Origin of the sequence: Pseudomonas sp. WP18 (assembly GCF_036689585.1) — a bacterium.
Taxonomy (GTDB): domain Bacteria; phylum Pseudomonadota; class Gammaproteobacteria; order Pseudomonadales; family Pseudomonadaceae; genus Aquipseudomonas; species Aquipseudomonas chlororaphis_E.
In genome coordinates this window covers 3,760,315-3,774,293 of record NZ_CP144758.1, presented here as the reverse complement: position 1 = coordinate 3,774,293, position 13,979 = coordinate 3,760,315, and the positions used below count along the sequence as shown (strand labels likewise).

Sequence of the window (13,979 nt, the reverse complement as noted above, 5' to 3'; positions counted from 1 at the left end):
GACCGGTGGTCGCGAGTAGTGCTGCGGGTAACGGCAGGCCGGTTGACGTGCCGCTGCCCGGATTGCGACGCCTCATTGAATTTATGCGCCGATGATCGAGTCATTTATTGGGAAGGGTGCGATGCACCTTCGTACCCCACTCTTGAAGCCGCCCCCTGGCTGTTCGCCCAGGCAGTGGGCCTGCCCTAAGGATCGACAATGACTTTTTTCATCTTTCTATTGGCTTGTGCCGCCGCCGCGAGCACGGGGATCATTTTCAAGCCGGGCCCTTGGTACGCGTCCCTCGTGAAACCTGGCTTCACGCCACCCAATTGGCTGTTCCCAGTGGCATGGACCGTGATCTACCTGTTGCTGGCCTGGGCGGGTTATCGCTTGGCGCTGATCCCGGGGAGCCAGACCGTGATCGCATTGTGGGCGGCGCAGATCGCGCTCAACACACTTTGGACGCCGGTGTTTTTTGGTGCGCACCAGATGTTCGCCGGCCTGGTGATCATCACACTGCTCTGGCTGGTCGTGGCCGTCATGGTGGTCCTGACCTTGCGCCTGGACGTGATCACCGGGTTGATCCTGTTTCCTTACCTGGCCTGGTTGTGCGTGGCCGCCGCGTTGAATTTTTCCATCTGGCGCAATAACCGTTAGGGCCGGATTGGCTGGATGGCCCTAACGGTTTCAGCTCGGCCCGCGCGCGACCAGCCCCTTTGCACCCTCAGGACTTCCTGGGGGCCGACAAGGGCAGGTCGATGCACGGGCTGTGCGGTGCGCGCCGCGCGGGCAAGGGAAACAGTGCCGCGAGTTCTTCTTCGACGATCTGATTGCGCAGGGTCAATTCCAGCTCAGGGCAGTCGATGCTCAGGCAGTCACCGTGCTGAAGCGACACTTGGGTGGTGCGGTGGCTCAAGCTGTGGAAGACGTAGTGGACGAGGCCGGGTTCGAGAAACTGCTCATGCTTCTCCAGGAACGCCTGCGAGTATCGACGCAGGCTTTGCCAACCATGCAAGCTCATTCGATGGTGACTGGCTGCCAGTGGCTGGCCGTCGCGTTCCACCTGCACGTTGATGGCCAGGTCGGCCTGCATTTCTCCCAGTATCAATGCCGGGGCCACGGCGCAGGTGCGCAGGCGGGCCTGTGCCGAAGAAATCGCATCACGGCCGTGCAGCACGTGATCGTGGAGGTCATTGCCGAGGGTGAAGCCCATGAAGCGTAGCGCGCCAAAGTGGTCGACCCAGTAGAGGCAAACGATGCACGGCTCGCTGCTGATGCTTTGGGCATGGTAAGGCACCTGCAGGGGATCGCCATCCGTCCTGAGCAGGCGTCCGTTACCTTTGTAGTACCAGGCTTGTTCTGTCTTGGCGGTGCAGAGGGTGACTTCGCTGAGCTGCACCGCCAGGTTGTTATCGGGCATGAGCGGTGGCCGGTATTTCACCGCGGCGGACGTGAGCGGGTAGGGGGTCGAAGGCTGCTCCTTGAGGTAGGTTTCCCAATCCAGGTTTCCCTGGGCGCAGTGGGTCAGCGCTTCGTACAGGTTGCCCTGCGACGGGCGCACTTCCAGGCTCTGCCCGGATTTGAAATCGAACACACCAAGGCCGCGTTGCGGCTCCGGAGCGTCCAGTAACATCACGTAATGCGTCATGACTTATCCTCCAGGGTCAAGTGAGCGGGTAGGGGGCTGAAGTCGTCGCGCCCGGCGAACGCAGGGTTGGCTTCCTTGAGCCGCAACGACAACAAGCCGCCCGTCAGGCTGCCGGCCAGTGCCAGGAACAGGATGGCGGTCAGTCCCCAGTTCATCGCGATGTAGCCGGCGACCACGGGCGCGACGCCGCCGCCCAGAATTTCTCCGCACCCCACCACCAGGCCCGTCGCGGTGGCCAGCAAGCTGGGTGGCACCGATTCGCTGGTCAGCGGCCCGACGGTGATGCAGATCAGGCTGAAGTTGATGAAGGACAGGAAGAACAACTGGAGGAACAGCAGCCACGGCAAGGGCGGGCTGACGATGAGCAGGCCCACCAGCAGTGCACTGAGCATGAAGCAGACGGAAACGACGGGCTTGCGACCCAGTTGGTCGGACAGCCCGGGAATGACCAACTGGCCAAAAAAACCACCCAGGCCGATCGCGGAAATGATCATGGCCATGGAGAAATCGCTCAGGTGCAAGATGTCGGTGAGGTAGCTGGGGAGCAGGGCACACAGAACGAACTGGCACGTCAGTATGCAGAGCATCAACGCAATGTTGAGCCGCACGTTGCCGCTGGCCAGGGCCGTTCGCCACTGGCTGTGGGTGGGGCGGTCGATGGGGGGAGTGTGCGGCCCCTGGGCCGGTTGATAGCTTCTGTACAGGTACCAGGCCACGAGCAGCCCCGGCAGCGAGATGATGGCGAACACCGCGCGCCACGATCCGAAAAATTCCAGCAGGACACCCGCCAGCAATGGCCCGAGGCACAGGCCGATGATGGGAAACAAGGCTTGTTGGATTCCCAGGTTGAGTCCCCGTCGGCAGGGCTGGGACACTTCATCGGTGACGATGATGCTCACGGGCGTGAAAGCCCCTTCACAAACGCCCATCAATGCACGCAGCAGCACCAGGCCGACCAGGCTGGTGATCAATGCTGAAGCCCCGGCCAACAGCGACAGCAAGGTGATCGACAGCACCAGCAGTTGCTTGGTGCCCAACAGCCGGATGGCCGCGCCCATGAACAGGGCCGAGCCGCCCCATGCGAATGCCAGGATCGCCGACAACAGGCTCAAGTCCTGATAGTCCAGCGCCAGGTCACGCATGATCACCGGGAACAGCGGCATGATGATGAACCGATCCAGCCCTACCAGCCCGAAGCTCAATGACAAAAGGACGACCATGCGCCTTTCATAGCTACCCCAAGGTCGGGCGGCCAGATACTTCCTCTCCATGTTCCTTCCCCTTCTATCCTTAGCCCTTTGGAAGCCCTCTTGAACGAGGTGAATGCTTGCGACCAAACACTTGTAGCCGGGGGCAGGTGTGCCCCCGGCTGGGTGCTTGTGCGCTGGTTTCGGTGTGTCAGGCGACCCACTTGCCCACGGCCATTTCGGCCGTGAAGCCGGGGCCGAAGGCGGCCAGCATGCCGGTCGCACCCGCATCAGGCCCGCTGTCGAACTGACGTTTGAGCACGTCGAAGACCACCACGCTGGCGATGTTCCCGGCTTCGCTCAAACTGTCGCGCGACTGCGCGACCCTGCCGGGTTCAAGGTCCAGTTGCAGGACCAGTTCATCGAGGATTTTCCGTCCGCCGGTATGGAAGATGAAAAAATCATTCTGGGCGCAGTGCTGATTGAAGGTCTCGTAGTTCAACTCCTCCATCATGGGCGCCACGTCTTTGATGGAGTTCATGACGGCCTTGTCCAGGGTGAAGTGGAAGCCACTGTCCTTGACGTCGTACTTGATGTAATGCTCGCTGTTGGGCAGGAAATAAGAGCCGGTCTTGGCAATCTTGAATCCAGGCGCCTTATCGTCGGCGCGCATCACGCAGGCGGAGACGGCATCGCCAAACAGGGCGGCGGATATGAACGCGTGCAACTTGGTGTCGTCGGGTTGATAGCACAGCGACGAGAACTCCAGGGACACGATGAGCACATGGTTTTGCGGTGACAGACTGGCAAAGTCATTGGCCCGGTTAATGGCCGCAGCGCCCGCGACGCAGCCCAGTTGGGCAATCGGCAGTTGTACGGTCGACGTTCGCAGCCCCAGGTCATTGATCAGGTGGGCGGTCAGCGAGGGCATCATGAAGCCGGTGCACGAAGTCACGGCGACCATCCGGATGTCGTCGGTGGTCAGCCCGGCATTCTCGATGGCCTCCCGTGCCGCAAGGGACGACATGCGGCGGGCCTCGCGCTCGTAGACGATGCTGCGATGGGTGAAGCCGGTGTGCACCGCCAGTTCATCGATCGGCAGCACCAGGTGGCGCTCATTGACCTGGGTGTTCTGGATCATCCGTTTTGCAAGGGCCATGCGAGGATGGTCATCGTGCAAGTGTTCCAGATGGTCGATCATTTGTTGCTGGGTAATCTTGTGTGGCGGGAACAGCAAGCTGGGTTTGCAAAGTGTAGACATGACAAGTCCTCGGCTTAAAGCCAATAAAGAGTTAGGTAACACGTTTAAGGCAATGGCGAAGCAGGACTCTGAAGAACAGAATCAAAGTAACGGGCTGATAGGCCGGAAATATCGACTGTTGTTATTAATAACGCGGGATAGGGCGGACAACTCGCTTGTTATTTCACCAGTACGAACTTATAGGCATATTGCCAAGCCAAGTTACTTTCTCGGACATGTTTACGAACTACCATGCGGACAGGCGCGCCGCTGACAACCTGTCGTGGGTCGACCACGTCGACGATTTCCGACGCAATCACCAGGCCGTCATCCAGGCGCACCATCGCCATGAAACGCGGTACGGTTTCCCCATAGCCCATGGCGGCGAGGATGGGGTTTTCAGCATGGGCACTGACCTGGATCGTGCCGGTGCGCGCGCAGCGGTACGGCTGCACGTTCATCGAGTTGCAGGCGCCGCATACGGTTCGCCGAGGAAAGAAAATCTCCTCGCAATCCTGGCAACGGCTGCCTTCGAGACGGTACTTGCCGCCGTGCTCGCGCCATTCGCGCAACATGCTGGCGGTGGTCATGCGGTGGATTTGTTCTGGGTACAGGGACATGGTCGGCTCCTTAATCGTTGGAAAGCACAATGACGCTGTTATGCGCGGCGTAACCGCCCAGGTTTTGCGAGACGCCAATGCGCGCGTTCTTGACCTGGTTGTTGGACTCGCCACGAAGCTGTCGGAACAGTTCGGTAATGTGCAGGATGCCGTCGCAACCGGAAGCGTGACCGCGCCCGATATTGCCGCCATCGGTGTTCAACGGCAGTTGCCCGTCGAGGGCGATACCGCCTTCCAAGACAAAGTCACCGGCCTGGCCCGGGCCGCAGACACCCATCGATTCCATCTGGATCAGGCCCGCCCCCAGCAAGTCGTAGACCTGTGCCACGTCAATGTCTTTGGCGGTGATGCCGGCTTTTTTGTACGCGATTTCGGCACAGGCAATGGAGTTGGCGGAAACCGCCATGCCCACGTCTTTCGGCAGGCCCGCGTGTTTTAGGGTCGGGTTGTGATAACGCGTCCCGAAGTAATGCGACACGCCGGTGTAGGCGCAGCCACGGATGAACACCGGTTGGCTCGTGTAGTGATGCGCCAGGTGTTCGGCCACCAGGATCGCGCAACCACTGGCCTCGCCCCAGGCCAGCATCGAGCCGCAGGCCTCGCTGTTCTTGAGGGTTTCCAGGGACGGAATCGGCACGCCAAAGCGGGTCGCGGTGGGGGTGTTGTGGGCATAGATGCGCATCTGCCGACCAAACGTGGCCAGGACATCCGCTTCACGCCCCGCATAGCCGAATTTTTCAAAGTATTCGGCCGTCGCCAGGGCGAAGGCGTCGGTGTGTGAAATCCCCAGGAAGTAATCGTACTCACACTCCGTACTGGAGCCGATGTATTCGGCGTAGTTGAAGTGATCGGTCATTTTTTCAAAGCCGCCGCACAGGACGATGTCGTATTCACCTGAGGCGACCATCTGGTGGGCCATCTGGAAGGACACCGAACTGCTGGTGCAGTTGGCAGTGCTCATGAACGTCGGGGCAGGGCTGATGCCCAGGGCATCGGAGATGGTCGGGCCCAGGCCGCCGTACTCGGAAATGCCTTCACCGTGGTAGCCATAGGCGACCGCCTGAAGCTCGCGGGGATGCATCTTGATGGCGTTGAGTGCCTGGTAGGCGGACTCGACGATCATCTCTTTAAAGGTCTGACGAACTCGGGAGCTGCCGGGCTTGGGGGTATAGGCAGCCGAAACGATAGCAACGCGTCGTGCGCACATAGAAGGTGCTCCTTGCTGGATAGATAGAAATCAGAGGTAGGCAGTCAGGGCATAGTCAGGTCGCAAGTACTTGAATTCGTACTTGATCGACGTCCCGTAATCCACGTAATACTTATCCTCCAGCAGCGTGCGCAGCGGGACGTTGGTCTTTTGGTAGGCTTCGATGGCAGGCGTCACCGTCAAGGCAATCGCATCGCTACCCGCGCCAAATCCGTAGGACACCATGAGGATCTTCTCACCGGGTCGCGCTCGATCCAGTATGTTCACCAGGCCCAGCAAAGGGCTCGCCGCGCCGGTATCGCCAACACTCTGGGCATAGATGCCCGGCTCGATCTGCGCTGTCGTGAAGCCCAGGCCCTTGCCGAGGGAGAAGGGCGTCGACACCAGGTTCTGCTGGAAGACGACGTAGTCGAAATCGCCGGCCTGCCGCTTCATCTTGGTCATCAGGCCCGATGCGGCGCGGTGGGTCTGCTCTTCCAGGCCGATGCTGTTTTTGTCGGAGCCCAATCCCATCCCGGAACGGATGTAACGATCACCCTGGGGACGAATGTTGTCCGCGATATCCGCCGCGCAGGAAAAGCTGGCGTCGAATTGCGCGATCACGTTTTCAGTACCCAGCAGCAAGGCGGCCGCTCCTGCTCCGGCATAGGACTCTGTCAGGTCGCCGGGGGCGGTGTTGCGGTTGATCGTGTCGGCGCCAATGGCCAAGGCGTTGCCGCTCATGCCCGAAGCGACCAGGGCGTAGGCGATTTGAAGGGCACTGGTGCCCGACTTGCCGGCGAACTGTACGTCTGCGCAGAAGGCGTCGTAGCCGCAGCCGAGCATTTCCAGGATGACCGACGCGGATGCGCGAGAGTCATACGGGTTGGTGCATGTGCCGAGGTAAAGGGCCTCCAGAGGGGAGGGGGGCGCTTTGTCCAGCGCACGTTGAGCGGCGAGTACGCCGAGGGTGATGACATCTTCGTCGGGTTGAAGGACGGCTCTTTCAATGACACCGAGCTGGTTTGTGACCAGGCTCAGGTCAGTGTTCTTCCATACGTGGATCACATCCTCCACTTTGAGACGGCACACCGGAATGCCTGCGCCATAGCTCACAATTCCTACTCTATTCACGTGTACTTCCTCCAGATTCCTTTCTCCACCTGCCAGCGGCGTGGCCGTGACGGATGCATGAAATATTTAGAAACTATCTAATGGTGCCCGCAAAGTGTCATTGGCAGTCCTATGCCCGTAAACCGAGGGCTTCAGTGGAAAAAACAGGCGTTCCACTGATGAGCGATGGGTTTATTATCTCCTTTTTATTATGTATGATACGAAACGTACCGTATCGTTAAGGTCGCATTAAAAATTTATGACTATTCTCTCCTTTTCTTTCCACAATGCGGTGCATACCGCTACCGAGGTGCGCGGTTAAGCAGAAGTCGAGATCAAATAATCATACAAAACGAAACGATCCGTTTCATTGCTTTTCGAGAGAATCCTATACCCTGCTTTTCTTTTGTCAAGCGCCATATTGGAGATTTTGAATTATGGCCCGTAAACCGTCTCGGAGCTCCATTGGCTCATTGAGGAGCCCACACACGCACAAAGCGATCATCATCTCTGCCATAGAAACCCTCAAGGAGTGCGGTTATTCAGGGTTGAGCATCGAGGCTGTGGCTCGGCGCGCCGGAGCGAGCAAGCCGACAATCTATCGATGGTGGGGCAACAAGGCGGCGTTGATAGCCGAGGTCTACGAGAGCGAAAGCGAGCAGATTCGCAAGGAGCCGGATAAAGGTTCCTTCAAGGAAAACCTTAATTTTCTGTTGCTCAATCTCTGGAAGGTCTGGCGGGAAACGATTTGCGGGGAAGCCTTTCGATGTGTCATCGCTGAAGCCCAGCTCGACCCCACGACGCTGCCCAAACTTAAAGATGAATTCATGGAACGGCGTAGGGAATTGCCTCGCAAGCTGGTGGAAAACGCCATTCAACAAGGGGAGCTGCCCAAGGACACGTCCCGTGAGTTGCTGTTGGACATGATCTTCGGGTTCTGCTGGTACAGGTTGTTGACCGAGCAGTTGGAAGTAGAGGGGGATATCAACGAGTTCACGACTTTACTGATGAACGGTGTGTTGCGGACCACTTCGGCGGCGGTTTAAGGCGCCGCCGAAGCCTGGTCAAGGGAGGGAAGTGGGTTACGCGGCGCCACTGAACTGTGCATGAAGGCTTGGCAGGATGCTGGCCAGGTGGTTGAACTCACACAAATCATGCACAGCAAATTCATAAGCCAGCGTTTCCAGCTCGGCTTCGCCAAAGCCGTTTTTTTTCAGCAACTGCGCGGCCTGCTCGGCGCCTGGAAAACGTTGCATGGCTGGGTGGCTGCCGACCCAGTAACGGCTGGTCAGGTACAGGCCTTCGGGGCATTCCTTGAACAGGTGGACCATCAGCGAGACAGGCACTTGCGGCTGGTCCGCCAGGCTCATCAGAGCGCTGACGCTGCCATCGATTTTCGATTCACGGTACATGTCCGGGCAGAAACCCAGTTCACAGGGATCTCTGAAATGAATATGCAGGTGCATGAGGCGATCGCCGACATATTCGCAGGCGCAGAAGGTGTTTCCATACAGGCTGTCTTCGAAGCTCAAGCTGTCGTCGACCAGCCGCTCATGATGCACGCAGGGATTTTCAACATGCGCATAGGGAAACCACAAGGTGTAGCGCTCGGCTTCGAGCGGGTGCCACATGAACCACCACTTGAGCATCTGCGCCGTGCAACCGGGGAAGAATTTGCGGCTTTGCACGTAGGCCATCGGGCCGGGCAACAGGGCGTATCCAGCCTCCTCGCTGACAAAGTCCGCCGCCAGCATGCGATTGAGGTCTTCGATGCTGGGCGTCAGCGTGTCGGACAAAGGCATCGGGCCTTGTTGGATTTTCTCGACGGCACTGAGCGGTACGTTGATCTGCGAACGGAAAAAGTCGGCGTAGGGCTTACCCTGAACGGCTTTCTGATTGACCAGGAACTGCTTCTGCATGGGCAATGAGAAGTAGGTGAAAGGTGTCATTACGCGCGCTTCCATGACGGTGATTCCTTGATGAGGCGAGAAAGCCTGCGCACATCCAGGCAGGCCTTCACGCAGGGTTGTAAAGGGGCAGTGACAGGACCAAAATAGGTACGCCAAAATAAAAAGTCAAATTTGAATTAGAACTATCGAGAGATGAGCTCATGGACAATGCTTCTGGCAAGCCTTCCGTCGCCCGCGCTTCGCGACTCGACGGGCGGGCAACGCGGCTGCAGATTCTGGAGAAAGCCGGCGAGTTGTTCGCCGAACAGGGCCTGGCCAACACCACCAGTAAACAGATTTGCGAGCATTCGCAGGCCAACAGCGCGGCCGTGAATTATCACTTCGTCAACAAGGAAGGCTTGTACCGGGCCGTATTGCTCGAAGCCCATGCTCGATTCCTGCAGATGCAAACGCTGGTTTCGCTCAGCGAGCAACCGGGTTCGCCACAGGACAAGTTGCGCGCACTCATCACCCTGCTCGTCGAGCGCATCCACAATCATCCGGATGGTTGGGCCTTGAAAGTGCTGACGCGCGAACTGCTTTCGCCTTCCCCCGAGTTCGAGGCGGTCCTCAGGGAGCAGTCCTTTCCCAAGGCGCACATACTGCGCAGCCTGCTGGGGCAAATCATGAACCTGCCGGCCGATCATCCCACCACGCTGCGCAGCGCGATCAGCGTCTTCGCGCCGTGCCTGTTCTTGCTGATTGCACACCAGCCCTTGACCCGGCATGTGCTGCAAGGGTTGAGCATCGAGCCGCAGGGGCTGATCGAGCACATGGTGAGCTATGCGCTCGGGGGGCTTCAGGCCGTGGCGGCCACGGCACACGAGGCACCGAATGAATGAAGGGAAAATAACCTTGCGCCTCAAGGCGATGAGGCCCTGAGGGCGCGACTTCAGGACCGGTTTACGGCATGCGGGATCGGCTCGCAGCCTTACTCTGCCCAGATCCCCACATCACGAGCATCCACCGATCGGGGCAACAGCCCTGCGGCAAAAAAAGCATCGGCGATTTTCTGCTGCTCATCCAGTTGGTCGGCTTTCACCGGTTGAACCTGATAGCTGCGATGAGCATTGGCCGCTTCGACCGTTTCCACATCGAGATTGCCCCACAACGGGCTCAGGACCTGCGCTGCGTCGCGCGGGTGATTCTTGATCCAGTTGCCGGCCTCCTGCAATTGCCCGTAGACCACCTTGAGCACTTGCGGGTGCGCCTGGGCATAGCGGGTGCTGGTCAGGTAGTAGCGCTTGTAGCTGGCCAGCCCACTGCCGTCGGTCAGGGTTCGGGTGGGCAACTGTCGTTGCACGCCACTGAGGAACGGTTCCCAGGTGACCCAGGCATCGACTTTTCGATTCTCGAAGGCTGCCCGACCGTCGGCGGGGGACAGGTAGGCCGGTTGGATGTCCGAGAATTTCAGGCCTGCCTTGTCCAGAGCCGCGATCAACAGGTAGTGGGCTCCAGCGGCCTTGGTGACGGCGACTTTCTTGCCCTTCAGGTCCGCCAGTTGCTGCAAGGGCGAATCCTTGGCGACAACGATGGCCTGGGCCGAAGGCGAAGGGGCTTCCTGCGCAAAATAGGTCAGCTTGGCCTGCGCCGCCTGGGCGAATACAGGCACGGTATCGGCCACGTCAGCGCTGATGTCGACATTGCCGACATTCAAAGCTTCCAACAAGGGCAGGCCGCTGGGGAACTCATGCCAGCTGACTTCGATATTCGCTTCGGCGAGGGCTTTGTCCAGCGTGCCCTGGGTTTTCAGCAGCGTGATCAGGGTCGACGATTTCTGGTAGCCGATGCGCAGGGTTTCCTGAGCCTGGGCCGGTAGCGCGAGAGTGGACACGGCCAGCGCAACGACCAGGCTGGCCAGGGAGGTGCGGCGCCGTATCACGGCGCATTTGCTGAGGGGTTTTGACATGGCGTGCTCGATATTCAAGGAAAAAAGGAGAAGCGCTGGAGAATCCTATGGTTCTAAAAACTAATTTATAAATACTTTTTGGGCATTAGCTTAAGCAGCGATGCCGGGCCTCAAAAAGCGTACTGGAGGCGGGTGTAGTAATAGCCGCCGGTGAAGCCGAAAGGGGAGTAGCTGCCCCAGTTGTCGCCGAACGAAGCGTTACTGACGCCAATATGATCGGGGTATTTGTCGAACAGGTTCTGTGCCCCGAGGGCGACGGTCAGTTGCTTGTTGATTGCATAAGCCACGTCCAGATCAGTGATCCATTTGGCGCTATAGCGGCGGTCCAGGCTCGGGTCGCTTGAGCTGTTGACCTCGGTGTACGTGCCGTAGCGGGTCAGGCGCAAGTTGACATCGAAGTCGTTGATTGCCCAGTCGGCGGAGAAAATCATCTTGCTGCTGGGGGAGGTCTTGGTGATGAGGGCCCGCGACTGGCGCCCCATCAATTCGAAATTGCTGCCCAGGGCGGTCAGTTGCGAAGGTGTTTCGGCGACGCTGAGGATCTTCGTGTGGTTGTAGTTCAGCGCCGCGGTCCAGCGCACCGAGCCATAACGCTCCAGGTTCTGTCGGTAGTTGCCGACCACATCGACCCCGGACGTGCGGGTGTTGGCACCGTTGGTGAAGTACTGCGCGCCCGCGGTCGCCGGCACGCCAATGCCGTCGAGCAGGGCGGCGATTCCCGGGCCCTGGAAGCGTTCGCTCAGGACCAGGCGATCGCGCAGGTTGATCACGTAGCCGTCCACCGTCAGGCTCAGGTCTTCGCTGGGTGTCAGGGCGAAACCGAGGCTGAAATTGGTCGAGCGTTCGGGTTTCAACGCCTCGGCTCCCAGCGCCTGGGCACCCGCCGAATCCACAGGCAGGATCACATAGTTGTAGGGCTGGTAGACGCCATTGATGGTGTCGAAGCCGGTGGAGCGGGCGGTGAAGATCTGGTTGGCCAGCGAAGGGGCGCGAAAGCCGTTACTGATGGTGCCGCGGACTGAGAACACCGGGTTGAACTCGTAGCGGGTGCTCAGCTTGCCGCTGCGGGTCGCGCCGATGCCTTCGTTGTAGTGCTCGTAGCGTGCGGCAAGCCCCAGGTACCACTGTTCGGTGGGATAAAAACCCAGGTCGATGTAGCTGGCGACGCTGTTGCGGCTGACTTTTTGCGCGTCCTCGGGCGTGATGCCGTTGGTGACCTGGGCACCCGGATCGGGCCGCTCCCCGGCGCGTGGATGGCCGGCCGGGAACACGTAGCCGCCGTCGATGTAGGAGGCTTCGGAGCCGGCGCGTGTCTCGTAGCTTTCGCGTCGGTGTTCGAAGCCGAAGGCCACATCCAGCGGTTTCGCCAGGCCGATTTCATAACTGTTCTTCAGGTCCAGGTTGCTGGTCAACTGGTCGGCAATGTAGATGCCCGACGTGAATTTGTTCGGCGTGTTTTCCCCCAGCGAAGGGTTCTGGTTGTTGTAGGTGCGTTGCTTGGCGTAGTTGCGTCCGTAGGTGCTGCTCAGGTCCCATGCCCAGCCGGCGGCTCTTTCACCCTTGGCACCGAACGCGGACTGGAAGTCGGTTTCGTTCACCAGCCAATAGGGGCTGTAGCCACCGGGGTAGCCATTGGGCCCGGTGGTAATGGTGTTGCGCCCGTTGGGCAGGCGAAAGTTTTGTCCGTCGTTGTTTTCCCGGGTGGCCAGGGTGGAGAACGAATAGAGCGTCACGTCGTCGTTCAGCGGCAGGTCGAGGTTGTAGCCGACATCGGCCAGTTGGCTGCGGGGCAATCCGTAGCCTTTGTAGGTGTGGTGGCTTGCGCCGGCCTCGCGTGGGTCGGGCGAGTCGTCGGCTTGCGGGTAGTAATGGTTGCTGTAGCCGTTGCTGCCGGCCTTGTTGTCGCGCTCCTGGTAGCGTGTGTCGAATGAGACGTTGAGCACGCCGGCTTCGCCCACCTGGAACCCATAGTTGAGCGCTTGCTGTGCGGTCCCGCGCTTGCCGTCGTAGCCCTGGCCAAGGGTGGTGTCGGAACTGCCGCCGGTGGTCTGCTTGAGGATGATATTGATCACCCCGGAAATGGCATCCGAGCCGTACTGCGCCGCCGCGCCGTCGCGAAGCACTTCGATATGGTCGATGGACGCCACCGGGATCAGGTCCAGGTCGCTGGGCGCGGCACCGCTGTTGATACCGTTGATGTTCAGTGTCGCGCTGGTGTGCCGGCGCTTGCCGTTGACCAGCACCAACACGTGGGACGCCGTCAGGCCGCGCAGGGTGGCCGAGCGGACCACGCCGCTGGCATCCCAGCCGGCGCGGTCGGGCAGGTTGAAGGAGGGAATGAACTTGCTCAGCGCCTCCAGCAGGCTCGACTTGCCCACCGCTTGCAGTTGCGCGCCGGTTACCACATCGATGGGCGTCGGGCTGCTGGTCACGGTGCGTTCGACGGTGCCCCTGTTGCCGGTGACCACCACGGTATCGAGGGTGGACGCGCTGCTTTCGGCGGCCTCGAGGCTGAAAGAGGCAAGGCCACAGGCAAATGACAGCGGCAGCAGCAACGGGCGATAAGCGGGCGCGGCGAGGTGTCTTTGGCGGTTGGGCATGAGGGTGAGCTCCTGATTGTCGGCTGAGGTCCGTGTCACTTCTTGCGAGCGGCGACGGCTTCGATTTCCACCAGGCCGCCGGGCAACGGCAGCGCGACGACTTGCACGGCGGTGCGTGCCGGCTTGTTCGGTTGTTCGGCGCTGCCGAAGAACGGCGTATAGCCTTGCTGCAATCCGGCGAAATCCAGTTGGCCGCCCTTGGCCGGATCGCCCACCAGGAACACCCGCAGTTGCACCACGTCCGCCAGGTCCAGGCCCTGGGCTTGCAGCACGCCCTTGAGTTTGTTGAGGATCGATGTGGTCTGGGTCGCTGTGTCGCCATAGGCGGCGAAGGAATTCTTGGGCGCGCTCGGATCGTGCAGGTCGGCGAGCAGGCCGCTGACAAACAGCAGGTCGGTTTGTGCCGGCACCGACACCGCCAGGGAAATCGGGAAGTTGGAGTTGGGCAGGGCGATGCGCTTGATGTCGTCGGCCTGGCTGGCGAAGGCGGTGGCGGTCATGAGAAGTCCTGTAAGTAACGGGGTGGTTTTCATCGCAAGGTCCTT

At 59.9% G+C, this 13,979-nt stretch carries 13 protein-coding genes; 3 read left to right on the top strand and 10 right to left on the bottom strand.

The genetic code is table 11. The features are described from left to right. Positions 1-198: 198 nt before the first annotated feature. Complete coding sequence (locus V5F23_RS16585) at positions 199-639, top strand: TspO/MBR family protein (protein WP_047738968.1); 441 nt, start codon at positions 199-201, stop codon at positions 637-639. A gap of 67 nt (positions 640-706) precedes the next feature. Here the strand turns inward: V5F23_RS16585 and V5F23_RS16580 are convergent, their stop codons facing one another. The 6 genes from V5F23_RS16580 to V5F23_RS16555 form a co-directional block, all read right to left on the bottom strand. Then, positions 707-1,630, bottom strand: coding sequence for a fumarylacetoacetate hydrolase (locus V5F23_RS16580; RefSeq protein WP_212802711.1), 924 nt, complete (start codon positions 1,628-1,630; stop codon positions 707-709). Further along, the gene (locus V5F23_RS16575; RefSeq protein WP_338495654.1) at positions 1,627-2,901 is read right to left on the bottom strand and encodes an MFS transporter; all 1,275 of its coding nucleotides are present in this window, start codon (positions 2,899-2,901) and stop codon (positions 1,627-1,629) included. Before V5F23_RS16575 ends, V5F23_RS16580 begins: the two co-directional genes overlap by 4 nt. A 127-nt stretch (positions 2,902-3,028) precedes the next feature. Beyond that, positions 3,029-4,078 carry a type III polyketide synthase gene (locus tag V5F23_RS16570; protein WP_042728412.1) on the bottom strand — a complete coding sequence of 350 codons (1,050 nt, stop codon included), beginning with the start codon at positions 4,076-4,078 and terminating at the stop codon, positions 3,029-3,031. Between the two features lie 158 nt (positions 4,079-4,236). Next, positions 4,237-4,677, bottom strand: a complete 441-nt coding sequence (locus tag V5F23_RS16565) for a zinc ribbon domain-containing protein (RefSeq protein WP_042728413.1) — start codon at positions 4,675-4,677, stop codon at positions 4,237-4,239. A gap of 10 nt (positions 4,678-4,687) precedes the next feature. Beyond that, the gene (locus V5F23_RS16560; protein ID WP_047738965.1) at positions 4,688-5,884 is read right to left on the bottom strand and encodes a thiolase family protein; all 1,197 of its coding nucleotides are present in this window, start codon (positions 5,882-5,884) and stop codon (positions 4,688-4,690) included. A 30-nt stretch (positions 5,885-5,914) separates the two neighbouring features. Further along, on the bottom strand, positions 5,915-6,979 hold the full coding sequence (locus V5F23_RS16555; RefSeq protein WP_338495650.1) for a hydroxymethylglutaryl-CoA synthase: 1,065 nt from the start codon (positions 6,977-6,979) through the stop codon (positions 5,915-5,917). A 434-nt stretch (positions 6,980-7,413) separates the two neighbouring features. Here V5F23_RS16555 and V5F23_RS16550 point away from each other — a divergent pair, with 434 nt between their 5' ends. Further along, positions 7,414-8,022, top strand: a complete 609-nt coding sequence (locus tag V5F23_RS16550) for a TetR/AcrR family transcriptional regulator (protein WP_042728416.1) — start codon at positions 7,414-7,416, stop codon at positions 8,020-8,022. 36 nt (positions 8,023-8,058) lie between these two features. Here the strand turns inward: V5F23_RS16550 and V5F23_RS16545 are convergent, their stop codons facing one another. Beyond that, positions 8,059-8,940, bottom strand: coding sequence for a 2,4-diacetylphloroglucinol hydrolase (locus tag V5F23_RS16545; RefSeq protein ID WP_123578888.1), 882 nt, complete (start codon positions 8,938-8,940; stop codon positions 8,059-8,061). A 146-nt stretch (positions 8,941-9,086) separates the two neighbouring features. Here V5F23_RS16545 and V5F23_RS16540 point away from each other — a divergent pair, with 146 nt between their 5' ends. Next, complete coding sequence (locus V5F23_RS16540) at positions 9,087-9,767, top strand: TetR/AcrR family transcriptional regulator (protein ID WP_123578889.1); 681 nt, start codon at positions 9,087-9,089, stop codon at positions 9,765-9,767. Between the two features lie 89 nt (positions 9,768-9,856). Here V5F23_RS16540 and V5F23_RS16535 read toward each other — a convergent pair whose 3' ends face one another. From V5F23_RS16535 to V5F23_RS16525, 3 genes are all read right to left on the bottom strand, one after another. Further along, complete coding sequence (locus V5F23_RS16535; RefSeq protein ID WP_338495648.1) at positions 9,857-10,834, bottom strand: aliphatic sulfonate ABC transporter substrate-binding protein; 978 nt, start codon at positions 10,832-10,834, stop codon at positions 9,857-9,859. Between the two features lie 110 nt (positions 10,835-10,944). Continuing rightward, complete coding sequence (locus tag V5F23_RS16530; RefSeq protein ID WP_212802708.1) at positions 10,945-13,434, bottom strand: TonB-dependent receptor; 2,490 nt, start codon at positions 13,432-13,434, stop codon at positions 10,945-10,947. 35 nt (positions 13,435-13,469) lie between these two features. After that, the gene (locus V5F23_RS16525) at positions 13,470-13,967 is read right to left on the bottom strand and encodes a RidA family protein (protein WP_042728421.1); all 498 of its coding nucleotides are present in this window, start codon (positions 13,965-13,967) and stop codon (positions 13,470-13,472) included. Between the last annotated feature and the right edge of the window lie 12 nt (positions 13,968-13,979).